The sequence below is a fragment of the Pacificispira sp. HM-600 genome, from assembly GCF_977993705.1.
The window spans coordinates 2,080,888-2,107,565 of record NZ_OZ388079.1 but is presented as its reverse complement, the minus strand read 5'-3'; the positions used below and the strand labels follow the sequence as shown (position 1 = coordinate 2,107,565).

The window sequence follows — 26,678 nt, the reverse complement described above, 5'->3', positions numbered from 1 at the left end:
GCCCGCGGGGGCGCCCACGGAACGACACGCGTGTCAGCGGATGTAGACCTCGGCGTTGTCGATGAACCGATGCCCCGCGACCGTCGCGGCGATCAGCACGAGAGCGGTGCCCTGGTGTCCCTCGTCGGCGGGCAGGAAGGTCTCGGGATCAACGACGCTGAGGTACTCGAGCCGGATCCGCTCCTCGCCCATGAGAGACGACTGAGCGGCCGCGATGCACGCGTCGATCCCGCGGTCGGCGTTGGATGCGGCCGCTTCGAGCGCGGCGACGAGCTTGCTCGCCGCCTTGAGGTCGCGCTCCTCGAGCAATCCGATGCGCGTCGAGATGGGCAGGCCGTTATCGTCGCGGACGGTGTCTGCCTCGAGCACCTCGACATCGAGGTACAGATCACGCACCATGCGTCGGACGAGGAAGATGCGCTGCGCGTCGCGGCGACCGTAGACCGCGAAGTCCGGCCCCACGAGATTCAGGAGTTGCGCCTCGACCGTCAGCAGCCCATCGAAGTAGCCCGGGCGCGCCCGTCCCTCGAAGCGCAGGCCGAGGTCACCCGCGGTGACCTTCGTCGTCTGCGACCCGTGCGGCAGGAGTTCTTCGGCGCTCGGCGCGAAGACGATGTCGACTCCGAGAGATTCGAGCAGCGCAGCATCCGCGTCGGGCGTGCGCGGGTAAGCCTCGAAAGCGCTCGTTGTCGCGAAGCGGAGCGGGTTGACGAAGACCGAGACCACCACGATGTCGGCGCGTTCCCGAGCCCGGTGGATGAGGTCGATGTGCCCGTCGTGCAGGGCGCCGATGGTGGAGATGAGTGCGACGGTGGGCGCGGCGGATGTGTCTCGCGCCGCATCCCCCGCCGTCCGCGCTGCGCTTCTGGCTTCTGCCAGTCGGGTGCGCAGCTCGGCGATGGAGCTGATCATCCTTGGATGCTACCCCGGCAGCACATCCGGCTCGTCCAGGCCGTCATCCGGACCGCCGTCGAGGCCGCCGCCCCAGCCGTCGCCCAAACCGTCGCGGCTGACCCATCCGGCATCCCCCGTGCCGCCGCGCACGACGCCATCCCAATCGGGAGTGGTTTCGAGGGTGAGCGCCTGGTCGACCGTCGATCGGACGAGCGCCGACAGGTACCCACCGGGATTGTCGATCCCGATGCCGCGCAACAACGAGGTGGATTGCTGCACGACGGCGCGCGAGAACTCCGTGGCCGTCGCGATCGCCTCGGCATACGCGGGACGATCCGCCTCCGCGACGACGATCGGCTCGCAACCCAACTCGACCGCGAGGGCCTGCGCGATCGGCAGCACGGCCGCGGGTGCCGTGACGGCGGCGTAGCCCGCCTGTAGCTGACGCAGGTCGATGCTCGTGCCCGTGAAGGTGATTGCGGGGTGGACCGCGAGCGGGATGACTCCCTGCTCGACGGCCGGACGGAGGATGTCCGTGCCGAACCGCGCGTCCGTGTGCAGCACGAGTTGGCCCGGCTGCCAGGCCGATACCGCTGCCAGACCCGCGACCAGTTCGGCGAGCTGATCGCTCGGCACCGCGAGGACGACGAGCTCGCTGCGCCGCGCGATCTCGGGCGGATCCAGGTGCGGAACACCCGGCACGATGGCTTCGACCCGGTCCGGGTCGGACCCAGGCGTGATACCCGTCAGCGCGTGCCCGGCCCCGCCGAGCGCGGCACCGATGATCGGGCCGACGCGTCCGGCGCCGATAATCCCGACGCCGAGCCGCCCCGCGCGGTTCACGTCGCCTCCGGCGCCTGGCTGGACGCCGCCTCCGGCGCCTGGTTCACCATCGACTGCGGCTCACCTGTCGACTGCGCATCAGCTGTCGGCTCCGGTGGGTGGTCCGGCGTCTCTGCGACGACCGTTTCCGCCCACCGGTGGCTGCGATCCGCGGTGGAGGCGGCGGATGCTCGAGCCGTGACGTCCGCGAAGGCCGCCAGTGCATCGTCCCGATCGAGGGCGGCGACGGAGCCGTAGACGGGACCGGCGACCGTGTGCGGGCGCAGCGACGCGACGCGCAGCGAGCGATCGAGCGGACCCTGCTGCAGTCCCAAGCTCTGCATGCGGGCCAACGGGAAGATCGCGAGCGAACGCCAGATTTGCCCGCGCCGGAGCAGCAGCGCGTGCGGCGAAACGAGGAATCCGTTACGTCGCCACGACACCGGACGAAGGAACCATGCGCGCCGTGGCGTCTGCGAGAACGGGTCACCCTCACGCGGTCCGAGGATGCCGTCGTCGAAGAGCTGCGACCACTCCGCATCACGGGTCCCCGGCAACACCAGACGCAAGACGCGCTCGGCATCGGCACGGGTGCCGACGGGCAGGACCGTCGTGAACTGGTCGGTCGAGGTGTCGACCGAACTCCGCCCCGTCAGGCGGTTGATCTTGATCAGCCACCACCCGAAGGGGCGCCAGAAGATCGACTGCCGCACCTCGATCGCGTGCACGCGTCCCGGCGGGATGATCTCCGTCACCGTCGTGAAAAGTCCGAACGTGACGCGCAAACCGTGCCGCGTGGGTGCGATCGAGTACCGCAGCGACTTCACGATCTGCGACACCCAGTACGCACCGAAACCGAGGAGCGCGGGCACGATGCCCAGCAGCACCCACGGCGATCCCCAGATCCCGCCGGCGATCGCGACGCCCGTCATCACGAGCAGGGCCACCGTGCTGCCCCCGAGCACCTGCGAGGCGATCAGTCGCCCGGTCGGGATGTGGACGACGCTCTCGGGCTCGCTCGCCGGCCCCTCGGCCCCGGCGATGAGTCCCGTGATTCCCTGGCTGACCGCGCTCGAGACGCCGCGAACGCGGCTTCCGGATGCGGCGGCCCCGGCCGCCTCGGCGAGCTGACGACCCGATGCCAGGCGCAGGATGTCGGCGCGCACGCGCTCGGCGTTGCTCGTCGAGAGGTAGTCGAGCTTGACGTTCGCGTCCGTGCCCGCACCGACGACCTCGAGCTTGGCGAGTCCGACCAGACGCGCGACGAGAGGCCGCGTGAGGTTGACGCCCTGAACCCGGTCGAGGGGTGCGCGGCGTTGCGAGCGAAACAGGATGCCCTGCTTGACCTCGACGTCGTCCTCCGTGATGCGGAAGGTGTGAAACCGCCACGACAGGTAGAAGCCGCCGACGACCAACACGAGCGCACCCAGAACGGCGAGACTCGCCAGAAGCAGGAGCCCGTTGTCGAGCACCCAGTCGACGGGATCACCCGAATTCCACTCACCTCCGTCGGGAAGCTCGGGCAACAGCGAAGGCAGGAAGATCGCGACGAGCCTGTCGCGCAGGTTGGCGATCACGATGCCGATCACCACGACGAGGAAGAGGCCACCCCGGAAGATCGGGGACAGCGGATGCATCCGGTGCCACTCGCCGTCGCTCAGTTCGCTGCGCGCCTCGAACGGCTCACCGGGCACGGGCACATCCGTCACGGCCGCGTCTGTCATGGGCGCAGACACCTCAGGCGTCCCGCCGGGCGCGGCGGGTTCGCTCACAGCCCCGTCCGTCGCGACTCGGCGACCTCGACCAGCAGGTCACGCAGGTGCTCGGCGGTCTTCTGCTCGAGGCCGGGGATCGTCACCCCCGTCGCGGCGGCGGCCGTGACGAACTTGAGTTGCGCGATACCGAACCCGCGATCGAGGGGGCCGTGGGTGATGTCGATCAGCTGCATCCGTCCATACGGCACGGCGACCAGGCGCTGCCACAGGATGCCGCGGCGGAACACCAGGTCGTCTTGCCGCAAGCGATACCCGATCGAGCGTGCCTGGCGGGGGACGATGGCAGTGGTCCAGATCGAGATCACCAAGATGATGCCGCCCGGGATGTAGGCCCAGGTCTGGTTCAGGAACAGCGTCAGAAACAGCATGGCCGCAGCGACGAGGACGATCAGCACGCCGCCAGAGATGAGCTGTACCCAGACGTACTTCGGCGAGATCTGGTGCCATTCGCCGCCGTCCAACTCGAGCCGGCTGGGCGAGCGCGGCTCGACGAGCGCGGTGAAGGTGCCGGAGTTTAGCGAGTCGGAGTCGAGCGCATCTGTATCGCCCTCAGCCACCGGGCTTTCATCGACGCGGATCTCATTAACGGGCGCCGCAGCAAGCGTGCTCTGGGGGGCCAAGGGACCGGCGTCCTCACCAGGGGTGGGTGTCGCCTCCGGCGGCGGGCTCTGGGGGTTCGTCATCGTCGTCCTTCCGGATGATGCACATGTTCTCGGCGACGAGTGCCGCGGCGACGAGGATCACCCCCGCGACGGCGGTGGCAACGACCGCCGTGATCGAGCCTAACGGCGGCGGCACCGGGCGCGTCAGCAGGTAGAGGGCGAGACCGGCGCCGGCTCCGCCGATCGCCGCGCCCACGATGCTCGACGCCTTGGCCAGAATCGCGATCCGCAAAGCGCGGAAGGGATTGACCGGGGGGCCGGATGCGGGCTGCGATCCGGCCGCGACCGCGCCATCGCCGCGCGGGCCCCGGATCGCCCGGCGGATGGGCAACGCCAGCACCACGACGATCGCGCCGAGCAGCAGAAGCATGATCGGCAACGAGATGAACGGGGTGAAAGTCGGACGCCCCGAGACCGTCAGCAGGTGATCGAACAGGAATCCGACGAGCGCGCCGAGCACGGCGGCCGACACCAGGACGAGCGGACTGGTGCGCTTCACGCGCGGTCCCCACCCGAAGCATCCGGATGCGTGTCCGCCGCCTGCGCGCGGAGCCGCTCAACGAGATCGCGCACCGCACCGTAACCCACCAGCACGGCATCGGGATCCGCCTCGAGCCACGGCTCGAGCACGAAGTCCCGCTCGACAGCGCGCGGGTGCGGCAGCGTCAGATTCGGGTCGGCCGACTGCACGTCGCCATAGGCGATCAGGTCGAGGTCGAGAGTGCGGTCGCCCCATTTCTCGTGGCGCTCGCGTCCATGCTCGGCCTCGATGCGGTGCAGCAGCGCCAGGAGGACACTCGGTGCCAGCCGGGTCGAGACGAGAGCGACGGCGTTCAGGTAGGTGGGCGCCGAGGCATCCGGACCATCCGGGCGGAGGGCAACCGTCTCGCGCGTCGGCGACACCCGCACGTGATCGACAAGAGGCAGGCGGGCGATCTCACGCACCGCATCCTCGAGCGTGGTCCCGCGGTCGCCGAGGTTGCTGCCGAGCGCGACGACGGCCACGGTCGTCTCGTTCTCGGGCCGCGCGTCGCGAGGCGGGAGTTCTTCGGCCAGACGGCGGCTCATGAGGTGCTCCGGGGGAAGTCGATCGCGGCTCGTTCGATGCTGACGGAGACGTCCGAGAACTCGGCCTCGATGGGCGCGCTCGGCTTGTGGACGGTCACGCGGACGGACGCTAGCCGCCCATCGGCGAGCACCGCGACCGCGATCCGCTCGGCGAGCGTCTCGATCAGGTTGACCGGCTCGCCCGCGACGATCGCGACGATGGCGTCGGCGACCTCGCCGTAGTGGACGGTGTCGCGTACGTCGTCCGTGCGTGCCGCCTCGGCGGTGCGGAGCTTCAGGACCACATCGATCACGAAGTGCTGACCCCGCTCGCGCTCGAAGTCGAATACCCCATGTCGCCCGAACACCCGCAGACCGGTCAGCGTGATTTCGTCTAGGCCGTCCACGGCGCCCCCTCTCGCCATGCCGCAGCGATCGCGAGGGCATCGCGGGTCGCTGCGACGTTGTGCACGCGCACGCCCCACGCGCCGGCGCGCTCGGCCAGCACGCTGGTCACGGCGGTCGCCGCGTCGCGGCGCTCGATCGAAGGTTCTGCCGCGTCGCGGCGCTCGATCGAAGGTTCTGCCGCGTCGCGGCGCTCGGTCGAGGGTTCGTCATTGGATGCCCCACCCAGCGCCGCGGACAGGAACCGCTTGCGCGACGTGCCGACCAGAACGCGAGGCCCGAGCGCGACGAGGCGGTCAAGGCCCGCGAGCATCGCCCAACTCTGCTCGGGCGTCTTCCCGAAGCCGATACCCGGGTCAAGCACCACGCGCGAAGGCGCAATCCCCGCCTGCGCCGCGTCGCTCAGTCGCTCGGCGAGTTCGGCCGTGACGTCGCGCGCAACATCCGTGTAGGCCGCGTGTGCGTACATGTCGGACGAGGGCCCGCGCCAGTGACCGAGCACGAAGTCTGCGGATGTCTCGGCCACCGCCGCGAGCATTTCGGGATCGGCGAGCCCACCGGAAACATCGTTCACGATCCGGGCGCCCGCCTCGACCGCAGCAACGGCCGTCTCGGCGTTCATCGTGTCGATGCTGACCACGATGCCGCGCCCCGCCAGGGCGGTGACGACCGGCAGAATCCGCCGGATCTCTTCGGCGACGGGCACGCGTTCCGCGCCGGGCCGGGTGGACTCGCCTCCGACGTCGATCACGCCCGCACCGTCGGCGACGAGCTCGAGCGCGTGCGCGATGGCGACCTCGGGGTCGAGGTACTGTCCGCCGTCGCTGAACGAGTCGGGCGTCGCGTTGAGGATGCCCATGATCAGGGTGCCCTCTTTGTCCGCGCCGCTCACGAGCGGACGCCGCCGATCAAGGCGATCAGTTCGGCGCGCGCTGCGGGCTCGGCGAGTTCGCCCCGCGCGGCAACCGTGACGGTCGAGGCATCCGGTTGCCGACCGCCGCGCATGGTGACGCATCCGTGACGCGCATCGAGCACAACGAGAACACCGCGCGCGTCGAGCTCGTTCTGAATCGTGTCGGCGATCTGCTCGCCCAGCCGCTCCTGCACCTGCGGGCGTGCCGCGAGGATGTCGACGACCCGGGGCAGGGCGCCGAGGCCCACGACCGTGTCGCCCGGCAGATAGGCGACGTGCGCCACACCCCGGAAGAGCAGCAGGTGGTGCTCGCACACCGAGCGGAAGGCGATGTCGCGCAGCAATACCGCGCCCGAGGCAACCGTCTCGGGTTCCGGTCCGCGCGCAACCGAGATCGGGTTGCCGAGCGCCTCGGCAGGATCCTGATCCAGCCCTGAGAAGAACTCGGTGTAGGCCTCTGCGACGCGTTGCGGCGTCCGCTTCAGCCCCGGACGATCGGGGTCCTCGCCGATGGCGACCAGCAGTTCACGAACGAGCGCCTCGACGCGCCCGGAGTCGACAGCCATGGGCTACGCCGTAGCCGGGCGTGCCTGACCCGAGGGACGACGATGCGGCTGCTTCTCCGCGACAACCGCCTCGGCCGGCACATCGGCGGCGAGACCCTCGGGAAGCGTCTGCTTCGGAACCTCGACCGGAGGTAGGGCCGACACGGGCCGCTTCTCGCTCGAGAGCCACTGCGGACGTGGGGGTAGGCGACGCACCTCGGTGAAGATCTCGGCCAATTGCAAGTGGTCGAGTGTCTCCTTCTCGAGCAGTTCGAGCGCGAGCTTGTCGAGCACGTCGCGGTTGTCGCTGATGACCTGGTACGCCTCGTTGTGCGCCTGCTCGATGAGGGCGCGCACCTCGGCGTCGACGCGTTCGGCGATCGACTCGGAGTACTCGCGGCCGTGGCCCATGTCGCGGCCCATGAAGACCTCACCGCTCGCGGCGCCGAGCTTGACCGGCCCGAGCTGCATCGTCATGCCGTACTCGGTGACCATCTTGCGGGCGATGTTGGTCGCCTTCTCGATGTCGTTCGACGCACCCGTGGTCGGGTCGTGGAACACGATCTCTTCGGCCACGCGGCCGCCCATCGCATACGTCAGCTGGTCCTGGAGTTCGTTGCGGGTGACCGAGTACTTGTCGTCGAGCGGCAGCACCATCGTGTAGCCGAGGGCCTTGCCGCGCGGCAGGATCGTGACCTTCGTCACGGGGTCGGTGTGGTTCATCGCCGCGGCGGCGAGCGCGTGACCGCCCTCGTGGTACGCCGTGATGAGCCGTTCCTTGTCTTTCATGACGCGTGTGCGGCGCTGCGGTCCGGCGATGACGCGGTCGATCGCCTCGTCGAGCGCGCGGTTGTCGATCAGCTGCGCGTTCGAGCGGGCGGTCAACAGCGCCGCCTCGTTCAGCACGTTCGCGAGATCGGCACCCGTGAAGCCCGGGGTCTTGCGAGCGACGACCTCGAGGTCGACACCGTCGGCGAGCGGCTTGCCGCGGCCGTGCACCTCGAGAATCCGCTGGCGTCCCTTCAGATCCGGTGCGTCTACGCCGATCTGACGGTCGAAGCGGCCGGGACGCAGCAGGGCCGGGTCCAGGATGTCGGGGCGGTTGGTCGCCGCGATCACGATGACGTTGACCTTGGGGTCGAAGCCGTCCATCTCGACGAGCATCTGGTTGAGCGTCTGCTCGCGCTCGTCGTGTCCGCCGCCCATGCCGGCTCCGCGGTGACGCCCGACGGCGTCGATCTCGTCGATGAAGATGATGGCCGGCGAGTTCTCCTTGGCCTGGTTGAACAGGTCGCGCACGCGACTCGCGCCGACGCCGACGAACATCTCGACGAAGTCCGAACCCGAGATCGAGTAGAACGGCACACCGGCCTCCCCCGCAACGGCGCGGGCGAGCAGGGTCTTTCCGGTGCCGGGAGGGCCGTACAGCAGCACGCCCTTCGGAATGCGGGCACCGACCGCCTGGAACTTGGTCGGGTCCTTCAGGAAGTCCTTGATCTCCTGCATCTCTTCGATCGCCTCGTCAGCGCCCGCGACATCCGCGAACGTGACCGTCGGCGACTCTTTCGAGACCAGCTTGGCCTTGGACTTGCCGAACTGCATGACCTTGCTGCCTCCGCCCTGCGCCGACGAGAGCAGGAACCAGAACAGCAGACCCAGCAGTAGCAGCGGGATCATGAGAGAGAGGAAGCCGTCGAACCAGGATGCCTGGGGCACGACGTCGTTGAAGCCGTCGGACGGGTCCGCGGCGTTGATCGCGTTGACGACCTCTTCCGCGCGAGCTGTCACGTAGTAGAACTGGACGTCCGTCGAGCCCTCGTAGGCCTCGGACAGGGTCATGTCGACGCGCTGGTCGCCGTCGGTCGTGACGACCTCGGTGACGGTGCCTCCGCCGAGAAGCTCGAGTCCCTGTTGCGTCGAGATCTGCTTGGCTCCGCCGAGACTCGAGATCAGCGTGAAGCCCACGATGAGGAAGACCCCGATCAACAGCACATAGATCAGGGGATTGCGGGAGATCTTCTTGAAGTCCATGGTGGCGGGGCGAGCCCGAAGCCTTTCGTCGACGTGCCGCACCAGGGCGGTTCAGCCAGGGTATCGCTCCCCCGCTTTGCACCGGCTGTGCATTCGCCCACGGCGTACAGCCGTACCCCAGCCGACCGTGTCCCACTTTCTGCCTGTTTGGCGACCCCTTACCGGTCAGAAGTGGGACACACACCGGTAGGAGTGGGACACACAGCGATCAGGAGTAGACGTGGGGCGCCAACACCGCGACATCCCGCAGGTTGCGGTATTTCTCGTTGTAGTCGAGGCCGTAGCCGACGACAAAGTCGCTCGGGATGTCGAACCCGACGTAGCGCACGTCCACCGGTACCTTGACCGACTTCGGCTTGCGGAGGAGCGCGAGCACCTCGACCGACGCAGCACCGCGGACGCGGAAGTTGTCGAGCAACCAGCTCAACGTCAGACCCGAGTCGATGATGTCCTCGACGATCAGTACGTGCTTGTCGTGCAGGTCGGTGTCGAGGTCCTTCCGGATCTGCACGACACCGCTCGACTTGGTGCCGGCCCCATAAGAGGAGACGGCCATCCAGTCCATCGGCACCAGCATCGGCAGCGCACGGGCAAAATCGGCCATGACCATGACCGCGCCCTTCAGCACACCCACGAGCACCAGGTCTTTGCCCTCGTAATCTTTGGCGACCTGTGCGGCCAACTCCTGCAGCTTGGCGAGGATCTGCTCCTCGGTCACGAGGACATCGGTCAGATCATCGGCAATATCGGCGGCGCGCATGGGCTCGAGTCTAGGCTCCGGGTCTGGGTGGCCCGAAGCATCCGTCGTTCACGAGCGGGCGGTGAAGACCAATCGGATGCCTCGGCGCTCGGCCGCACACCCCGGCAGGTCGATAGGCGCCTGGCCGTGCCAATTGGTGACGAGCCGAGCGACCTCGAGGGTCTGGGCGCGGGTCAGGCTCACGCCGAATTCACTCTGCACGACGTGGCGGATCACGCGATTGCGAAGCGCGGCCGGGTTCGCCGCAAGCGCCGGGACCGAGACAGATATGCCCGCCTCGGCATGCTCCACGATGTCTTCGATCGTCTCGTCGATCATGTCGCGGAACGCCTCGGTGTCCTCGCGCAACTGTTCGGCTGTGCGCGCGAGGGCCTCGGCGACGCCGGGCCCGAGTTCGTCCTCCAACAGCGGCAGCACCCGGTTACGGACGCGCACACGGGCGAACCGGGGGTCGACGTTGTGCGGGTCATCCCACGGCGCCCTCCCCTCGGCCGCGCAGGCCGCACGGGTTGCTTCGCGACGCACCGCGAGCAGGGGGCGCATCCACAGCACACCGGATGCCTCGTCCGCCCGCACGGGCGCCATGCCCATGAGACTCGAGCCACCCGAACCACGCGCCAGGCCGAGCAGCACGGTTTCGGCCTGGTCGTCGAGCGTGTGGCCGAGCAACACCGCGCCCGCGCCGATGCGCTGGGCCTCGGCACGTAGCGCGTCATAGCGTGCGTCCCGGGCTGCTGCCTCGGGCCCACCCTCCGCCGCGACCTCGACCGCGATGACCGTCGCGGTGAGGCCGAGGGACCGTGCGGCCCCCGCTGCCACCGCGGCCTGTGCGGCCGAGGCATCCTGCAGCCCGTGATCGATCACGACGGCGGAGGCCTCGATGCCGAGCCGAGGGGCTTCGAATGCGACCGCCGCGGTCAGGGCGAGCGAGTCGGCACCGCCCGAGAGCGCCACGAGCACGCGGCGTTCCGCGGCGCCGGGTTCAGCCTGCAGGGGCGCCAGGGCCGCACGAACCGCGGACCGCACGGCCGCAACGGCGGGGTCGAGGCGTCCGCGGTGGGCGCTGTGTTCGGCAGTCTCGGGCACGCCCCCACCGTACCCGGGGCCGGTTCATACTGGCTCGCCGTAAATCTGAAAGGAAGAACGGCCCGTGCACGCCCAGAATCCAGCCGATCGGGACCCGCAGCCCTCGAGATTCCTTTCAGATTTACGCCGTGCGCCGGTTGACTAGGCTGGAACGCGGCGAGCAGCAGGTCCGCCACTCACTTTTTCGCACCATCTATATCGAGGAGCCACGCATGGGCGCGTACGACGCCGTCATCGAGATCCCCCGCGGCAGCCGCGTCAAGTACGAGGTCGACCACGGCACCGGCCGCGTATTCCTCGACCGTGTGCTGTTCACGCCCATGGGTTACCCCGCCGACTACGGGTTCTTCGAGAACACCCTCGGCGAAGACGGCGACCCGCTCGACGTGCTCGTGCTGCTCGACGTCACGCTCTTCCCGGGTGTCATGGTCACCGTGCGCCCGGTCGGCGTGCTGAAGATGAGCGACGAGGCCGGCGGCGACGACAAGCTCGTCGCCGTACTGGCGAAGGATCCGCGCTGGGCCCACATCCAGGACGTCGACGACATCCCCGAGTTCACGAAGAAGGAGATCGCGCACTTCTTCGAGCACTACAAGGACCTCGAGCCGAACAAGTGGGTCAAGGTCGACGCGTGGGGCGATGTCACCCAGGCCGAGCGCCTCGTTGCCGAGTCCATCGTGCGTTTCGAAGAGCACGAGGGTCGCACCAAGACGCAGGGTGAGGGCGAAGCGCCCAAGTCCGTCTGATCCGGTCCCGAGCCCGTCGGCGCGTCAGTCGTCGTCGCGGGCGGGCTCGAGCAACGGATGCTCGCGGCTCTGGCGCGCGTCCTCCTGAACGGGGATCGCCGCGGTGAACTCGGATGCCCGGGCTTCACCGTCGGCATTGCCCGAGAAGAGTCCCGCGCGGTCGCGTGCCTCGGCGGGCTCTGCTGTCTTCATGGCTGACGAGCCCTGCTGACCGGGATCGCCGATCAGCACGCGCTGCAGCGGCAGGGACGCAGCATCCTCATCGCGGACCCACTCTACGAGCGATTCGCGCACAACGCAGCGCAGATCCCAGAGCGCGGCCGAGTCCGCCGCGCTCACCAGCACACGCACGCGCACCATGCCACCCGTTGCGTCGGTCACCTGCAGGACTTGCGTGCGGCCATCCCAGAGCGATGACTCGGCCAACACCGCCTCGAGGCGGGCGCGCATCGCATCCGTCGAAACGCGCCAATCGACGTCCAACTCGACCGCTCCCACGATCTCGCTGCCGTACTTAGTCCAGTTCTCGAACGCGGTCGAGGTGAAGTAGTTGCAGGGGAGTACAACCGTGCGTTGATCCCAGGTCATCACGACGACGTACGTAAGCGTGATCTCGTGGATGCGGCCCCACTGCCCGTCCACCACCACCACGTCGTCGACGCGGATCGCTTCTGAGAACGCTAGCTGCACACCCGCGAACACGTTCGCGAGCACGGACTGGGCGGCGAGACCGGCGACGATCGAGGCGATACCGGCCGATGCCAGGACGCTCGCTCCGACGGCGCGCACCCCGTCGAAGGTCAGCAGGCTGGCCCCGATCGCGATGATCACGACGATGACGACGACGAGTCGACGGACGATCTGGAGCTGCGTATGCAGGCGGCGTGCGACGCGGTTGTCGGGTACGTCGAGCCGATACCGGCTGAGGCTGAGGTCGGCGATGAACAGCAGCAATTGGCAGACGAGCCATGCGCCTGACGAGATCAGCGCGATCAGCAGTGCACGATAAACGACCTCGCGCCATCCGGCTCCCGGAAAGCTGATCGCCACGGCGATCCGCACCCCGACGATGAGCAGGGTGACGCGGAAGGGCCACCGCGCGCGCGTGATGAGCGTGATCGCCCACTGCCGGTGGCGGGACGTCGTCCGGACGATGACGGACGCGACCGCCGAAATGATGAGGACAGCGATGAGCGCGCCGACGAGGGCGAGAGAAAAGGTCAGAAGCGTTGACCAGGGTTCGGGCACGGGATCTCCCATCGGGACTCTCCCAGGCTAGGCACGACCCCCCGACTCGACGCAAACCCAGAGCGGTCTCGTCAGGCTTTGCCCAGCTAGATCGAAATGCCCCGGGCGCGCATGAACACCTCGGGGTTGGTTCGAACGCCGTCGATCCCGACCTCGAAGTGCAGGTGGCACCCGTACGACAGGCCCGACATGCCCTCACGGCCGATGAGCTGCCCGGCGCTGACGTTCGCGCCGTAGCCGACCATGAATTCGCCGTTCTGGATGTGCGAGTACCGCGTCACGACGCCGCCGCCGCCACCGCCGCCTCCGCCACCGTGCGCAGCGGCTGCCGCAGCGGCTTCTGCGGCCAGGCGACGCGCCTCTTCCTCCGCGCGGCGACGAGCCTCTTCTTCGGCCTTGCGCTTGGCTTCGACGCCCGCCTGATACCCAGCGATCGTCTGCGCGGTCTGGTCCTTCAGGGCAGCGAGCGGCGCCTCGAGCACGACGAGGTGCTCGGATTGCGCATCCTGGGCGGCATCCGCTGCCGCCTGGGATTCGACCATCTTCTGCTCGGCGACCTGCTTCAGGCGGTCACGCTCATCGCGGGCGACGGATGCCTGGTCGCTCAGCGACTGCGCCGAGTTCGGGGCCGTGACGGCGCTGGCGAAGGTGTCTTTGTTGCGCTCGAGCACCTGGTCCATGCGGCCCAGGCGGCCGAGCAGATCGTCTGCTCCGGACGCGGACCCAGCGAAGAACAGTTCGAGCGAGGTGTCGTCGCCGCCGCTGCGGTAGAGCTGCGAGGCGACCTTGCCCGCACGCTGCGATGCTGCGGTCGCCGCTGCACCTTGGGCGTCGGCCTGCGCCTGCAGATCGTCGGCGATCATGACCGAGTTGAGGTATTCCTCTTCGGCCTCGAAGTATTCCATCGAGGCCTGCTCGGCGGCGGCCTGTGTGGCTGCGACGTTGGACTGGAGCTGATTGATGAGGCCCTCGACGCGAGTGACCTCGCTGGCCTTGGATGCCTCGTTCCCCTTCGCACGCTGGACGTCGTCCCACGAGGGGTAGGTCGCGGCGAACGCGGCGGGAAGCATCGGGCCGCCGAGCGCACCGGCGGCGACCAGACCGAGCGCGCCGGCGCCCAGCAGCCAGCGACGGGACACGGAGCGTTTCGCGATCGCGGCATTCGCCCGCATTTCGGCGGGCGTCGGGGCACATCCGCAGTCCGGTTCCGGCTCGGAAGCGTCGCGCACAAGGCATCGCCGTGCACAGCTGACACGTCGCCTCGCGATCGTTCCGCCAGTAACATAAATCACGCTAACAACATCTTTAACATTGGCAACATGCGATGCGTTGTCACTGCAAGTATTCGCCCAGTTCGGGGCGATTCCCAGCCCATACCGGTCGCAACTCATGTAGACGTAGACCCTTAGCATCCCTCGTCGTCGCGATCGGCACCGGTTGACGCGCCCGCGATTGGCGGTTTGGTCGGGGAATGCGTATGCTTGAGCGTCGGTAAGCGTGAGCCCCTGGGGTTCATTCGGCCCCATCGTTTAGCGGCCTAGGACGCCGCCCTTTCACGGCGGTAGCACGGGTTCGAATCCCGTTGGGGTCACTCCACAACTAAATAGCATGGCCCTGTAGCGCAGTTGGTTAGCGTGCCGCCCTGTCACGGCGGAGGTCGCGGGTTCAAGTCCCGTCAGGGTCGCTCTAAGCGACGGGCCCTTTCTTTTGAGAGGGCCTTTCGTCTAGATCGCGACAGTTTCGCTTTTCGAAGCGGATGCCGCGAGGCTCTGTAGCTCAGTTGGTAGAGCGCACGACTGAAAATCGTGAGGTCACGGGATCGACGCCCGTCGGAGCCACAAGGATGATCATTACGTCATCCCAGAAACCCTCGCGGAGCTTCTATCCGCGGGGGTTTTGCTTTGCCCTGGTCAGTGACGGTTTTTGTAGCGAGCGCATGAGGCTGCGCTGCCCGGTCGTCCGGCGAGCGCAGCGACGCGAACGGGTCGATGGCATGCCGGCTTTACGAGCTCGCAGGGCAGTTGGGCCGGGAATGGGCCGGGAGCTACTCAGAACTGATGTTCGGCCGACCCGGGCTTGTATTACAGTCCATGCTGACCCGACCAATCGGTTGGCGTTGAGGAGGCATCTGTGCAGATTTCAGACGGGCCAGCGAGCTTCGACGTGGAAGAAGCTGAAGTCCGCCGACTCATCAGGGTACAAGCGCTCAAGCAGCCCGGCGTGCCTGCGGAAGAAGGTCTTTGGCAGTGGCCGGACGTCCGGGAGAATGATCGGGCGGCGGTCCGGGAATACTGGGACGCCTTGCAGCAGGACAACACGCCTGCCTACGAGATTACCTTCTGGGGTCCGCGTGCAGTCCTTGAGCCGCTTTCCACGACCATTGGTGAAGCTCCTGATGAAGTCGACGGAGTGGGATGGCTGCGCGTCTTGCTCGAGCTAGTGGAGCAGCAGGGCCTGCAGTGGAGGGAGCACATTGATCCCGAGTCGGGTTACCCGTTCCGAGAGCACGACGACGGCATGCCTCCAGTGCCGCTGTCAAAACTACGCGCCGCGAAGCCAGAACAGATGCTCGGCCACAGCCCATTCGGTGATCGATCCAACCTCACTCTTGCGTTCAGAGGCAGCGACGACGTGGCGATTCTGCTGGAGGTCGTCGCGGAGCGAGTGCCGGGGTTTGCCGATGTGCAGATCAGACTGATCGCGAACGGCACGGAGTACGAATGGAAGCTTGCCAACGGGAAGGTTGCGCTTTCGTACGCCCGGGGGCTAGGCGCCGATGCATGAGCGAAGCAGCCGCGGTGAGCCTCGACGCCGAGCTGGTAAGCGGTCTCAAGGGGTGCATGGGGCAGCCCACGCAGATCCGGAGCGAGCCTCGATCGCTCACATGATGGAGCAGCGCCTGTGAAAAGCAGATTGGGCGATGCCGTCTTGAGGATTCAGCCAAGTCGCCTCGCGACGAACTTCTACCTGGATGAGAGCGATCTCGAGGAGGCGTTCGACACTGAGGAAGCATTCGACACTATTGCTGAGCAACGTCGAGACTCTTTAGTCGCGCATCTCCAGTCTGTCGAAGGTGGCGAGCTTGTCGTGGTGGGCGAAGCTGCCGGCTGGCGGGGCGCGAGACAGTCAGGAGTGGCATTCACCTCACCGGCGTCAGTCGGACTCGTAGGTACCACGGAGCCGAGCGCGAACGCCGTGCGCGGGCTCCTTACTTTGACCGGACGCCTGAGCGGCACGCTGCTGTGGAATGCGTATCCACTTCATCCCCACGAGCTAGACAAGCCACGGACCAATCGCGAACCTACCCAAATCGAGCTCGATGCTGGGGTAAGTGCACTCCGCCTGGCGATTGCTGGGCGGCGGGTCCTTTGCGTGGGCCGGAAGGCTGAACGTCAGGTCGCGCGGATCCTTGGTCACACGATCCCTACAGTCGAGGACGCAGCCATCGGTAGCAGAGCAATTCGCGTCAGGCATCCAAGCAAAGGCGGTGCTATTCAGTTTCGCGACCAAGGCGCCGAGGCCCTGCGGATCTGGAGGATGCACTAGCGGCTAAAGGACCACACCTCGTGCGGTTGACACTCGCCGAAAGCACGTCTGAGTCGCAGAGGTTCGCAAGTCTCAGGTTTGTCCGCGGAACGGCACGCAAAGGCAACCGAGCCGCTCACCGCCCGCCCGTTCAGGAATCCCGAGATGCGACCAGGGGCTCAGCTGAATCCGCCCTGCGTCTCTACATTGAGCGCGTCAATTACCTCAGAAACCAGGTTCAGCGTCAGGAGATCGATCGGACGGGCGCCGGCCAGGTGGGAGTTGTGGCCGCGGAGCCAAGCATCGGCCGCCTCAGGCCGGTAGAGACGATGGAGGAGCGCCGCGACCTCGCTCGGAATCTGCACCCGCGCGAACGAGGGTTCGCCTCCGAGCCACCGATCGATAACGTCCATCGCGACGGGGCGGAAATCGAAGGCATCGACGCCGACGTGGAACTGGTTTCCGTCTGGTCCATGATCCCGACTATGCGTGTGACCGTGCAACAGCGGGATGCCCTCATCGGTCGGGCGATGCTTGCTGTGCCGATCGATTTCCTGAGAGTCACCCCGGTACGGATAGTGCGATGCCATGACCCGGTGGTCTCGGCGTGTGCCCTCGATGATCTCAGGCAGGATCACCCAGCCCGCAGCCTCGTAGATCGGCGCGAATCTCTCGATCGCTTTCCGCGACTGCGTGGCCGACGAGACTCGATCGTGGTTTCCCGGCACCAGAAGCCGTAGCCCGTTGAGCTGAGCGGTCAACGCCACGCTGGCATCGATCGGCCCGAGCGCGACGTCGCCGAGGTGAAGGACGACCGCATCAGGAGGAACGGCAGCGTTCCACCGGTCAATGAGCGCGGCATCCATCTCATCGACAGTCGAAAAGGGCCGGCCGGCGAGTTCACTGATGCGAGAGTGGCCGAAGTGGTGGTCGCTCGTGACGAAGTCGACCGCGTCGAAGTCGAACCATCCACGTTCAGCGGGCATCCAATCCACTCCCTTCGATCTCAGGCGTTCCAGTGTGCGCTCTGCGGAGTCGCGCCGTCGGCGAAGCGTCGGATGAGCTTTCGACCTTTGCCCAAGCTTGCCTCCAGTCCGGAGTGATCCACGACGTACAGCGTGAACACCTCCCGTCCGAGATTGCGATCGAACCGCGCTTCGGTGGCCGCTTCGACAAGGTTCCAGCTCCGCACCTGAACGGACGTGCGTCCCGCGCGACCGAACGTGTATGCCGCCTCCAAATCGGAGAACCAGAACCACTGCTCCTCGAGGCGAACACCAAAGCCATTCGCGCGCTCTACGGTCGGCGTGCTCTTAGGCCGGTCGAGCCGTTTGACGCTGACGACCTCGTCATATTCGACGCGCATCACGACTCCTTCCTGAAGACGCTCAGCTCCCAGCCAGGTGACTGTTGATCTTCGGTGAGGGAATCACGGACCACGGACAGTGGCGGCGGCACAAGCCAATCCGACCAACGCTCCGTCTCCCCCTGATCACCGGTAGCGAAGCGATCGGGCCGCTTCCAGGCACCCCAAGCGAGCTCGAGAACGTGATGCTCTACGACGAGCGCAGCCCACCGATTTGCGACCTCGATGGAATCAACCAGGTGCCCGCGCCTGCCAGCCAAGCGGTGGACGCGCGTGCTGCCGATCCGGGTAAGACCCACCTTGAACGTCGCCTCGGCGGCGAAGTGAATGAGGTAGACCAGGTGCGGCTCCCACCACCCACGCTCCACATTCAAGAAGTTGCCCGGAGCAGCCAACTCGCGCCGCGCGAAGGCCAGCCAGGAGTCCCGCATCAGCTTCAGTTCGTCCAGCGATTGACCGCGCGTGAATACCTCGAACACGAACGTCACGGTCTCGGCGGGGAGGTCGACGTCCGCGCGACGATCGGCACGCAACCAGGCCCTGCCCTGAGGGGTCTTCGGTATGGGGCGCCACCAGTCCACGTTCGCGAGAGCATGCGTCGGGAGGGGGCAGCCGATGACCTTCTCAACCTCGGCGAACGACATGACGGCGCATTGATCCGGACTCACGCCGCTCAAGTAGTCGCTCAGCGGCGAGTACCTCTGCTCCTGACGCGTCAGCGCTCCTGAAGTGTCGGTCATGACATTCCCTTCTTGTGTGAGGCGCGGATTCGCCCACTGCATATAGGCCGCCGATCACAGCGTTCGCGGACATGGAAGCGTGAGATTCATTCCCAGAGCGCAGCGCGCAGTTCGTCGATCTGATCGACAGAACGGGAGAAGTAGTGAGCCTCTGGACCGTCAGCGAACGTGTCGCGATGGTCCAGCAGCGCCGCGCGGTAGTCATCAACGGCGTTAGCGAGGATGGCGAACAGCTCAGGATTCTCGAGCAGCGCCACAAGACGCTCGTTGCCGTTCATCGCTCAGGCTCCTCGAAGAGCGAGTCGATCGCGTTGGCGGCGCGCTGCGCGACGTCGGAGCGGGCGTGGCTATACCGCTCAGTCATCTGCATGCTCGAGTGCCCGAGGATCGCCTGAACGTCGTTCGCGGAGGCGCCGGCATCGAAGAGCAACGTGGCGAGCGTGTGGCGCAGATCATGGATTCGCAGATCGGTTCGGTGCAGCTCCTTGCGCAGAGCACCCCAATCGATTGCACGCCGCACGTTGGACGCGTTCAGTCGTCCACCTCGAGGTCCGGTGAAGACGAGGTCGCTGCGACCCTTGCCGAGGACAGAGGCCGCGAGATAGGGAACGAGCGCCGCAGGAATCGGCACTGCCCGCTCCTTGTGGCTCTTCGGCGTCACCTCGAGCGTCTTGCCGTCGTTGCCAATGGTGAAGGAGCGCCGCACATGAATCGTTCGTTGGCCGAGATCGATGTCTTCCACGCGCAGCGCTGTGGCCTCGTTCGCGCGCATCCCTGTATAGACAAGACCGGCGATGTAGCGACGGTGCGGCTCGCTCGCAATGGCCGCCAGCAGCAGCGGCACTTCCGAGGCCGTGAGCGCGCGTGAACGCAGACTCTTCGGAGCATCGTTGCGCGGCCGACGGGCAAGCCGAGCTTGGTTCAGAGGAACGATGCGCGCCCGCACGGCGCCGTCGAGAAGTCGGCTGAGCACAGAGAGCGCATCGATCCGCGTCGAGCTACTTCCCGACCATTCCGCCATCGCCGCTTCGATCTCACCGGCGGTCAGCTTCTCGAGCTTGACGTGACCCAGCCATGGCTTCACCCTCAGCCGCCATGCCCGCTCGTAGGCGCGGGAAGTAGACGGGCGGATGCTGTCGGCGATGACAGCCCAGTAGCGCGCGTGCCACCCGATCAAAGTCAGGCTGCCATCTGGGAAGCGCTGCGCCTGAGTCTCGACTCGGAGCTTCTTTGCCTCCGAGAGCGTTGCGACGTAGAAGCTGCGCTCCCGCCACTCGCCGTTCATCCCCACCGCCCACACGCGCACTTGGTACTTCTTGCGGTCTTCGCGGTATCGGATGCCGGCGGGTAGCGCGCGACGAGTCTTCGGATCGATCCGCCCGCCAGCGGCTTCACCCTCACCCACGCGTACCACCCGCCTCGAGGAAGTCGTCAACCGTCGACGAACGCCACAGCATGTGCTTGCCCATGTGCGCATCCGGGAACGGAAACCTGTTCTGCCGACGCAGAGAGTCGAACGTCGACAGCGGTACACGGCATCGAGCGGCGGCCTCTCTACGCGTCAGGTATCCCGTGGCATCTACCTCGGGCGTCGCCCCGGATTCGGCGACGATGGTGGCTCCTATGGTCATGGCGTTCTCCTTTCGTGGGTTTGGTATCGGGCACGTGCTCTGTCGTTGCGCCACTCGCGCGCGGCGTTTGCTGCTTCGGTCGCGAGAACTTTGTCGCCGTCCGTGAGCCACCCCATCCCGGCGTAGGACCATGAGCCGATGACCAGCACTTCATCCGGAGTGACGTCTTCCGTCGGCCTGACTTTGTCGAGCAGTGCGCTGAGACGCCACGCGCGTCGAGCACCCCTGAGTGCACCCAGAGTTACGGAGTAGCGACGCGACTTGGTCGAGAAGTGACCGCGGAATCCGAGCATCCCGTCCCACTTGTGCAGCTGCGCGTATGGCCCTTGTGCGTCAACAAACTTTGCGAGATGCCGCACGGTTTGCTTGACGCGCTGGATATGAGCGCGACCACCGCTCGCTGAGTCGAGATCCTCGGTAGCTTTCGTGGCGTACTTGGCGATGTACGCAGCGACGGCACGATCGGAGAGAGAACCGTCAAGTCCGTCGTGGCGAACGATCACGCGGGCATCGAATTGCTTGCCCCACCGGAGTTCTCGCGAACTGTCATCGCCAGGAGCCGGCGCGGCAACGACGTTAGTCTTCTTCACCGCGGCGCCGATCGCCTCGATGAGGTGAGCTGTCGTGACGGATGCCGGAGCCGGCGGAAACGGATCGACCGGGTCGACACCGTCGAGTCGAATGATGGCGTGGAAGTGCACCACTCCCCTGCGCTGAAACTCCGCAACCTTCGCGAACTGGACTCGCACAACTCGCGACGCGGCCCGCTGAGTGACGCCGAGGGTACGCGCCAGCTCGCGACGTAGACGGATGGTGAACCGGCGCCAGAGCTCGGGCGCGTGGTACTGCCAGACCACCTGTCCGACGTAGTCGTAGCAGTCAGGGCAGACGGCGTCGCCGCGTTGCGGATCATCCTCGGCATGGGTGCAGCGACAACCCCGCGTCATCCCGTGCTCACACGTTCTGTCACGACGATCAGTGGCGGTCGTGTGAACCGCGCCGAAGGATGGCGCTGTCAGCGTCAAGAACACCATCGGGTGGGTCGCGACCGCTTCAGGCACCTCCTTCATCCCGCCCGCGGCGCCGGCCATGATCATGTGCCACGTGTCGCCCTTGTACTCGTGACTGCACGACGCGCAGCGGATTGCGCGGCGATTGCCGCAGCGGGTGAACGTGATTCCATCCGGCTCTCGCGACGAGGCGTAGTCGGCGAGAATCTCGCCCGTCGGCTCGTGCAGCGTCGTGGACGAACCGACAAGCCGCACGGGGTTGTGGCAGTAGCCGGTGGCCGCTGCGTTGCCCATCCAACGGTCGTAGTCGGGGCTTCGCAGACGACGAGCGACAGATTCAGCGAGAGGCATCCGTCACCACCACCGGAACCGCGCAGCCGTTGTCATACGTGATGGCAGAGAAATAGTCGTCGTACCAGACGATCCGACAGATCTCGTCGCTCTCCCCCAGGACGCGGCGCAGCTCTTGCCATTTGAGGATCTCGGCATCCGAGCATGTGTCGTTCGCGATCATCGGGCCGTAGAGCTCGAGTTCGTCAGTGTCTACTGTCGGGGCCGTGAACTCTGCCCGTTTGACCTTCGCGCTGCTGTCCCAGTACTCGCCGAGGTTGCACGGAGCTGTGCGGAACGCTGGCTGCGGGTAGCCGACGGGTGCCGCTGAAGCGACCGATTCGCTCGGTGAGTGGGCACCACACCCGGACAGGGAGGCGGCGAGGACGATCGCGGCGGCGGCCGTGACGAGAGTTGCGGACCGGTTCATGATGCTTCCTTTCGTGGGGCGCGACGTGGTTGCCGCGGTGCGCGGGCCGGACGTTCCGGAGCCTCGGGCGTTTCGGGAATGACGACAGGGATCTGCCGCGGTGCGGGAAAGCGGGCGGACGCGTCACGGATCATGTCGTCAGTGATCAACCCAGCGCGCACCCGCTCGGGAGGCGTGCCGCCATCAGGGAGCACGTAGGCGACGCCGGGAGAGTCGGGTGAGATCTTGTGACAGAGAGCACCGGCTGCGACCGCCCCATCGCCGAGAACCATGGCTGTCTCCAACCCGTCGCGGAGACGAAGGCCGACGGTCTGCGTGAACAGGCCTCGCGCAGGCAGCGTCTCTTTGCGTGGGTCCTGAAGGCAGGCGAAGACGATGAAGCCGACAGCGCGTCCCTGAGAGGCGAGCGTCGCGATCGCGGAGTTCGCGCGGCGCATCAGCTCTCGGTCGGTCTCATACGCCGTGAGGGCGGCGAGCTCATCGATCAGGATGACAACCGTTGGACTACCAGGTGCGGCCACATGCTGCCGAGTGCGCCCGGCGAGCTCACGCGCTCGAGCTTGCATGGCCTCGACGGCTTCCTCGAGCAGAATGACGGAGCGCTGCGCGTCGGCGGCGAAGCGGGTCAGCAGGGCCTGACCCATAGCCAGTTCCATCCCGCCCTTGCGGTCGATCCCCCAGATCTCGACGATGCCGGCATGAATAGGCTGCGCGAGCCCCAGCAGAAGCCCCCACACAAGGGATGCTTTACCACTGCCCGATGCGCCAGCAACAAGGGTGTGTGGTCCGAGCCGCAGCCGCCATGCAGCGCCCGTGTTGTCGCGACCCATCACGACGGTCCGCCCGTCCCACGTTTCGCCGTAAGCGAGGCTGAAAGGCTGCGCCAGAGCATCCGCATAATCGAGCCGGAGCATCAGCTCACCGATGCGGGAGCCCTGAACGATCGCCTCGCGCGCGCCGAAAGCCTGCGCTAGAAGCCCGGTATGCAGTTGAAGGTGCTCGCGCCCGAGCCCCTGAGGAAGGGAGACCTGCACCACACAGGTCCACCCCTCCCACCTCGGATAGCCGACGCTCGCGAAGACCGCACCACCCGACATGCTGCGAGCAGAGAGCCCGAGACGCATCGCAATGTCCGGCCACGAAGCGACGATGTTCCGCGACACATCACGCCGCCATCTGTCGGCGTCGACGCGGGGCATCCGCTTGTAGGTGACCACCACCCAGACGACCAGGAGGCCCGCCACGATGGCGAGTGCCCAACTGAACAACGCTTGAACGGCTGGGATGAAGGCCAACCACCACATGCCCCAGAGGACAACGAGCACCCACCAGCCGCGTCGCCAGAGGAGACCGAACTCGTCTCCCCACGTGCGCAGGCCGCGCGGCGTGGTGGTAGCCATCACTCGCCGCCGCGCTGCTTCGGGGCGGGCTTCATCTCGCTGGCGCGAAGCGAGTAGGCCACACGCGGCCGGCCGTTGTTCTCCTTCACGTAGGGCGTGACCGTCAGCCCCTCGAAGATCGCCGGGCGGAACGGCAGGCCGTTCATCTCGGGCGGAAGCTGCGGCTCCACGATGCTGATGAGCTTGACGGTGACCTCGCCCTGCCCCTTCCGCGCCTCGGGATCGGCGTCGATCACTCGAACCTGCCAGAGCGGGTGACCGCTGTTGCGATCCGCGTCCTGACCGCCGAGTGTGCCGTCGTCGTTCCACTTCATGACTCGCTCGACCTCACCGACGACGAACGCGCCGCGCGGGAAGAACGCTTCAAAGTTGACCGGAATTGCTGACTGCAGTGCCATTTCTGGCTCCTCTCAATTGGAACTGTTAGCAGCAGTCTGCATCACTTTCGTTACGGTTGTCAACATTTGTTTATTGCCTAAGCAGACGTTGCCGAATTGCTCAAGCCGGAATGATGCCAACGGCCGCTGTAATCTCGGGTGAGAGGAGGCTGCCGTGGACGAGAACCTGGAGCTGTCATGGGGAACAGTCCCGACGGTGATCATCGACCTCGCGAGAGTCCTCGCAAAACGCGCCTCTGAGAACGCGCGCCGGGTCGAGCGCATGAAGTGGCCCGACGGTCCGGGAGACGTGCAGGAGGAGCTCCGGCTGGCAATCGGAGCCGCCCACAAGACCACGAAGGCCTCGAATGACGTCCGCGCGCTGCTATCGGCCTACGCGCACAAGTTTCACAATCCGCGCCCAGTGATCTCAGACCTTGCTCGAGCGCAGGAAACAAGCTCGCAAGGCTTCATCCGGCGCTACTCCGAGGGGACGGTGGATGCTGTCGCGTCGCTCCTGTCACCGAAGCCAGACATCGAGCCCATAATGCTCGCGTTCCCATCTGTCTCGATTGCCGATCTCGTAGACCTCGGTGGGACGGTCGGCGCCGAGGCGAAGCGTCTGCTCGACTCCGGCGAATGGGACGCAAAGGCTCGACGCATCCGCGACACCAAGGCCCGCAGTCGCGAGGACCTGTGAGAACTTTCCTTACTCGTTCAAGGCCGGCCTCCGGCCGGCTGGATGCGCGCAGCACTGCGGTGCGTCCGGTCCTCGCTCCGCTGCGGTCCGGGCGCTCCTCGGCTGCGCCCATCCACCGACGACTACCTGCGGCGGCACAGGCCTCATACGAGCCCGTCGCAAAGGAACTCGACGTGACGTCCTATGGAAACGAAAGGTCGCTTCGTGAGTAATGAACTCCGCGCGCTGCTCGCACGAGTGGAGAGTATCGACCCCGACACCGCCCGCGAGCTCCGACGCCATATCGACGTGCTACAGAGTCGCCGAAAGTTCGGGTTGAACTTTGAGCAGCATCTTCCCGAGTCAGTCGCCCTCGACGGGCGCCCCATCTCAGTAGGCGACAAGGTTCGATTCCTGCCACCGCGCGGCGAAACTGACGTAGAGTCGCGTGACAATTGGCTCGTCACTGGCATCTCGGGCGTCCCCGGTGAACGGGTGGCGAAATTGGTTGAACCAAGGACCGGAGAAGAGACGAGCCGCACGCTCACGGATCTCGTATTTGTGGCAGATTTTCGCGATCCGATCTACCCCGGCTTGGTCTCTACCGGCAAAGTCGAGCGCGATAGCGATGCCCCCGTCCACACTGTCATCAACGCTGAGAACTACCATGCGCTGGAGGCGTTGCTCTTCACACATCACGGCACTGTGGACCTCGTCTATATCGACCCGCCCTACAACACCGGCGGAAAGACGTCATGGCTGTACAACGATCGGTTCGTTGACAAGGAAGACGGCTACCGGCACTCCAAGTGGCTTGCTTTTATGGATCGCCGACTTCGCACAGCACGAGAGATCCTAAAACCAAGTGGCGCGATCATGATCTCGATCGGCGATGACGAGCAACACCGACTTAGGATGCTCCTCGATCAAGTGTTTGGCGCGGAGAACCAGGTAGCTCAGCTTGCTGTTGAGATGTCAACCACCTCGGGGCCGAAGACAACGAACGCGCAGCAGGGGACGATCGTCAAGAACGTAGAGTACGTACTGATCTACCGGAAGTCGGCCGCATTCGACACCGAGGTGCAGCACACACCGCTCTACGACTCGGTGAGGGGGTGGGACAAGGACTACTCGCTATGGCTGAACACCGATGGCACGATCACCAGCTTCTACGATGAGCTTGCGGCCGATCCAGCCGTTCACGCTGACATTGTCGCCGCCAAGCTCTTGCGGAAAGACGGAGGATTCGTCGGCGCAAGCGCGATGGACCGTCTCCTCGCGTTCTCTGACGCTGCAAATGCCTTCATTGAAGCAAACCTCGATCACATCGCACGGCGCGACACACCTCCTGTATCGGTGAAAGGAGTCGACGCACCGGTGCGGGGCTGGGTTGAGGTCGAGGCAGATCATCGAACGTACTTTGTCACCCGGCTGAAGAGCGGCACGATCAATCAGGTGTACACACTTCGCCGGAACTATCGCGTCCCCGACGAGAATGGCGGCACCCTTGGCCGCACCGTGATCAGGGGCGACCTCTGGCGAGGGTTTCACCAGGACATGGGCACCGTCTCCCGCGAAGGCGGTGTCGGCTTTGCGAACGGTAAGAAGCCGATCCGCCTCATCCGCCAGCTCATCAAGTGGGCAAACAACTCGCCCGACGCAGTCATCCTCGATTTTTTTGGCGGCTCGGGAACTACGGCTCACGCGGTGATGGCGATGAATGCAGACGACAACGGTCGACGCCGCTCCATTCTCATCACCAACAACGAGGTGAGCAAGGAGGCTTCATCGGCACACATTATGAAGGGCCTCCGACCCGGCGACGCGACCTGGGAAGCTACGGGAGTGTGCGAGGCCGTCACTACGCCACGCCTGATGAACGCGGCAGAGGAGACAGCCTCCAACGTCGAGTTCTTCAGACTGACGTACGAGAACCCGTCACTTGTCGAGTTGGACATGGCTTTTGAACGCGTCGCGCCACTTCTTTGGATGCGAGCAGGGTCTGAAGGCAGGTGCATCGACGTTCGCAGCGATGACTTCGACGTGGCTGACACATATGCAGTGCTCTTCGACGTGGACGCGTCGCGGCTGTTTCTCGCGACCGTTGAGAATCATGACCTCAGGCTTGCCTTCATCGTCACCGACGACGAAACACAGTTCCAGGCCGTTGCAGGACAACTACCCGACGGGGTTGAAGCCGTTCGCCTGTACGAGTCCTACCTCCACACGTTCCAGATCAATGCCGGGAGGGTCTGA

29 protein-coding genes and 3 tRNA genes are annotated in these 26,678 nt (G+C 66.1%); 8 read left to right on the top strand and 24 right to left on the bottom strand.

Going from position 1 to position 26,678, the window contains the following annotated elements; genetic code table 11:
• Positions 1-33: 33 nt before the first annotated feature.
• From panC to tilS, 12 genes are all read right to left on the bottom strand, one after another.
• On the bottom strand, positions 34-912 hold the full coding sequence (gene panC / locus ACXZ1E_RS09980) for a pantoate--beta-alanine ligase (RefSeq protein WP_458040369.1): 879 nt from the start codon (positions 910-912) through the stop codon (positions 34-36).
• Between the two features lie 9 nt (positions 913-921).
• On the bottom strand, positions 922-1,737 hold the full coding sequence (locus tag ACXZ1E_RS09975; RefSeq protein ID WP_458040368.1) for a DUF2520 domain-containing protein: 816 nt from the start codon (positions 1,735-1,737) through the stop codon (positions 922-924).
• Positions 1,734-3,440: a PH domain-containing protein gene (locus ACXZ1E_RS09970; protein ID WP_458040367.1), complete on the bottom strand. Its 1,707-nt coding sequence runs from the start codon at positions 3,438-3,440 to the stop codon at positions 1,734-1,736. Before ACXZ1E_RS09970 ends, ACXZ1E_RS09975 begins: the two co-directional genes overlap by 4 nt.
• 44 nt (positions 3,441-3,484) lie before the next feature.
• The gene (locus ACXZ1E_RS09965; RefSeq protein WP_458040366.1) at positions 3,485-4,048 is read right to left on the bottom strand and encodes a PH domain-containing protein; all 564 of its coding nucleotides are present in this window, start codon (positions 4,046-4,048) and stop codon (positions 3,485-3,487) included.
• A 76-nt stretch (positions 4,049-4,124) separates the two neighbouring features.
• On the bottom strand, positions 4,125-4,652 hold the full coding sequence (locus ACXZ1E_RS09960) for a DUF3180 domain-containing protein (RefSeq protein WP_458040365.1): 528 nt from the start codon (positions 4,650-4,652) through the stop codon (positions 4,125-4,127).
• Positions 4,649-5,221 carry a 2-amino-4-hydroxy-6-hydroxymethyldihydropteridine diphosphokinase gene (folK, locus tag ACXZ1E_RS09955; protein ID WP_458040364.1) on the bottom strand — a complete coding sequence of 191 codons (573 nt, stop codon included), beginning with the start codon at positions 5,219-5,221 and terminating at the stop codon, positions 4,649-4,651. Before folK ends, ACXZ1E_RS09960 begins: the two co-directional genes overlap by 4 nt.
• On the bottom strand, positions 5,218-5,607 hold the full coding sequence (gene folB, locus ACXZ1E_RS09950) for a dihydroneopterin aldolase (protein WP_458040363.1): 390 nt from the start codon (positions 5,605-5,607) through the stop codon (positions 5,218-5,220). The genes folK and folB overlap by 4 nt, the downstream gene beginning before the upstream one ends.
• Positions 5,595-6,497, bottom strand: coding sequence for a dihydropteroate synthase (gene folP, locus ACXZ1E_RS09945; protein WP_458351939.1), 903 nt, complete (start codon positions 6,495-6,497; stop codon positions 5,595-5,597). Before folP ends, folB begins: the two co-directional genes overlap by 13 nt.
• Positions 6,494-7,084, bottom strand: a complete 591-nt coding sequence (gene folE / locus ACXZ1E_RS09940; protein ID WP_458040362.1) for a GTP cyclohydrolase I — start codon at positions 7,082-7,084, stop codon at positions 6,494-6,496. The genes folP and folE overlap by 4 nt, the downstream gene beginning before the upstream one ends.
• 3 nt (positions 7,085-7,087) lie before the next feature.
• Positions 7,088-9,094 carry an ATP-dependent zinc metalloprotease FtsH gene (gene ftsH / locus ACXZ1E_RS09935; RefSeq protein WP_458040361.1) on the bottom strand — a complete coding sequence of 669 codons (2,007 nt, stop codon included), beginning with the start codon at positions 9,092-9,094 and terminating at the stop codon, positions 7,088-7,090.
• A 208-nt stretch (positions 9,095-9,302) separates the two neighbouring features.
• Positions 9,303-9,854 (bottom strand): hypoxanthine phosphoribosyltransferase, encoded by a 552-nt coding sequence (gene hpt / locus ACXZ1E_RS09930; RefSeq protein ID WP_458040360.1) that lies wholly within the window; start codon positions 9,852-9,854, stop codon positions 9,303-9,305.
• Positions 9,855-9,902: 48 nt separating this feature from the next.
• A complete protein-coding gene (tilS, locus tag ACXZ1E_RS09925; RefSeq protein ID WP_458040359.1) occupies positions 9,903-10,940 on the bottom strand; it encodes a tRNA lysidine(34) synthetase TilS in 1,038 nt (345 codons plus the stop codon).
• Between the two features lie 212 nt (positions 10,941-11,152).
• Between tilS and ppa the strand changes: the two genes are divergently transcribed.
• Positions 11,153-11,686, top strand: a complete 534-nt coding sequence (gene ppa, locus ACXZ1E_RS09920; RefSeq protein ID WP_458040358.1) for an inorganic diphosphatase — start codon at positions 11,153-11,155, stop codon at positions 11,684-11,686.
• Positions 11,687-11,710: 24 nt separating this feature from the next.
• Here ppa and ACXZ1E_RS09915 read toward each other — a convergent pair whose 3' ends face one another.
• Together ACXZ1E_RS09915 and ACXZ1E_RS09910 are read right to left on the bottom strand one after the other, a co-directional pair.
• Positions 11,711-12,946: a mechanosensitive ion channel family protein gene (locus ACXZ1E_RS09915; protein WP_458040357.1), complete on the bottom strand. Its 1,236-nt coding sequence runs from the start codon at positions 12,944-12,946 to the stop codon at positions 11,711-11,713.
• A 74-nt stretch (positions 12,947-13,020) separates the two neighbouring features.
• Complete coding sequence (locus ACXZ1E_RS09910; protein WP_458040356.1) at positions 13,021-14,073, bottom strand: M23 family metallopeptidase; 1,053 nt, start codon at positions 14,071-14,073, stop codon at positions 13,021-13,023.
• A gap of 379 nt (positions 14,074-14,452) precedes the next feature.
• Between ACXZ1E_RS09910 and ACXZ1E_RS09905 the strand changes: the two genes are divergently transcribed.
• From ACXZ1E_RS09905 to ACXZ1E_RS09885, 5 genes are all read left to right on the top strand, one after another.
• A tRNA-Glu gene (locus tag ACXZ1E_RS09905) sits at positions 14,453-14,525 on the top strand.
• Between the two features lie 19 nt (positions 14,526-14,544).
• A tRNA-Asp gene (locus ACXZ1E_RS09900) sits at positions 14,545-14,618 on the top strand.
• Positions 14,619-14,699: 81 nt separating this feature from the next.
• A tRNA-Phe gene (locus ACXZ1E_RS09895) sits at positions 14,700-14,772 on the top strand.
• 292 nt (positions 14,773-15,064) lie between these two features.
• Entirely contained in the window at positions 15,065-15,718 is a 654-nt protein-coding gene (locus ACXZ1E_RS09890; RefSeq protein WP_458040355.1) for a hypothetical protein, read from the top strand.
• Positions 15,719-15,835: 117 nt separating this feature from the next.
• Positions 15,836-16,480: a uracil-DNA glycosylase gene (locus tag ACXZ1E_RS09885; RefSeq protein WP_458040354.1), complete on the top strand. Its 645-nt coding sequence runs from the start codon at positions 15,836-15,838 to the stop codon at positions 16,478-16,480.
• A gap of 158 nt (positions 16,481-16,638) precedes the next feature.
• Here ACXZ1E_RS09885 and ACXZ1E_RS09880 read toward each other — a convergent pair whose 3' ends face one another.
• The 10 genes from ACXZ1E_RS09880 to ACXZ1E_RS09835 form a co-directional block, all read right to left on the bottom strand.
• The gene (locus ACXZ1E_RS09880) at positions 16,639-17,445 is read right to left on the bottom strand and encodes a hypothetical protein (protein ID WP_458040353.1); all 807 of its coding nucleotides are present in this window, start codon (positions 17,443-17,445) and stop codon (positions 16,639-16,641) included.
• Positions 17,446-17,465: 20 nt separating this feature from the next.
• Positions 17,466-17,825, bottom strand: coding sequence for a hypothetical protein (locus ACXZ1E_RS09875; RefSeq protein WP_458040352.1), 360 nt, complete (start codon positions 17,823-17,825; stop codon positions 17,466-17,468).
• On the bottom strand, positions 17,825-18,565 hold the full coding sequence (locus ACXZ1E_RS09870) for a hypothetical protein (RefSeq protein WP_458040351.1): 741 nt from the start codon (positions 18,563-18,565) through the stop codon (positions 17,825-17,827). The genes ACXZ1E_RS09875 and ACXZ1E_RS09870 overlap by 1 nt, the downstream gene beginning before the upstream one ends.
• Positions 18,566-18,651: 86 nt before the next feature.
• The gene (locus tag ACXZ1E_RS09865) at positions 18,652-18,843 is read right to left on the bottom strand and encodes a hypothetical protein (protein WP_458040350.1); all 192 of its coding nucleotides are present in this window, start codon (positions 18,841-18,843) and stop codon (positions 18,652-18,654) included.
• On the bottom strand, positions 18,840-19,970 hold the full coding sequence (locus ACXZ1E_RS09860) for a tyrosine-type recombinase/integrase (protein WP_458040349.1): 1,131 nt from the start codon (positions 19,968-19,970) through the stop codon (positions 18,840-18,842). The genes ACXZ1E_RS09865 and ACXZ1E_RS09860 overlap by 4 nt, the downstream gene beginning before the upstream one ends.
• Positions 19,963-20,196: a helix-turn-helix transcriptional regulator gene (locus ACXZ1E_RS09855; RefSeq protein ID WP_458040348.1), complete on the bottom strand. Its 234-nt coding sequence runs from the start codon at positions 20,194-20,196 to the stop codon at positions 19,963-19,965. Before ACXZ1E_RS09855 ends, ACXZ1E_RS09860 begins: the two co-directional genes overlap by 8 nt.
• Positions 20,193-21,557, bottom strand: coding sequence for a replication initiator (locus ACXZ1E_RS09850; RefSeq protein WP_458040347.1), 1,365 nt, complete (start codon positions 21,555-21,557; stop codon positions 20,193-20,195). The genes ACXZ1E_RS09855 and ACXZ1E_RS09850 overlap by 4 nt, the downstream gene beginning before the upstream one ends.
• The gene (locus tag ACXZ1E_RS09845; RefSeq protein ID WP_458040346.1) at positions 21,544-21,966 is read right to left on the bottom strand and encodes a hypothetical protein; all 423 of its coding nucleotides are present in this window, start codon (positions 21,964-21,966) and stop codon (positions 21,544-21,546) included. Before ACXZ1E_RS09845 ends, ACXZ1E_RS09850 begins: the two co-directional genes overlap by 14 nt.
• A complete protein-coding gene (locus ACXZ1E_RS09840) occupies positions 21,963-23,366 on the bottom strand; it encodes an FtsK/SpoIIIE domain-containing protein (protein ID WP_458040345.1) in 1,404 nt (467 codons plus the stop codon). Before ACXZ1E_RS09840 ends, ACXZ1E_RS09845 begins: the two co-directional genes overlap by 4 nt.
• Complete coding sequence (locus ACXZ1E_RS09835) at positions 23,366-23,764, bottom strand: plasmid replication, integration and excision activator (RefSeq protein WP_261606236.1); 399 nt, start codon at positions 23,762-23,764, stop codon at positions 23,366-23,368. Before ACXZ1E_RS09835 ends, ACXZ1E_RS09840 begins: the two co-directional genes overlap by 1 nt.
• Positions 23,765-23,918: 154 nt before the next feature.
• On the opposite strand from ACXZ1E_RS09835, the gene ACXZ1E_RS09830 reads away from it, so the two are divergent.
• Both ACXZ1E_RS09830 and ACXZ1E_RS09825 read left to right on the top strand, forming a co-directional pair.
• Positions 23,919-24,443, top strand: a complete 525-nt coding sequence (locus ACXZ1E_RS09830; protein WP_458040344.1) for a hypothetical protein — start codon at positions 23,919-23,921, stop codon at positions 24,441-24,443.
• A 204-nt stretch (positions 24,444-24,647) separates the two neighbouring features.
• Positions 24,648-26,678, top strand: a complete 2,031-nt coding sequence (locus ACXZ1E_RS09825) for a site-specific DNA-methyltransferase (RefSeq protein ID WP_458040343.1) — start codon at positions 24,648-24,650, stop codon at positions 26,676-26,678.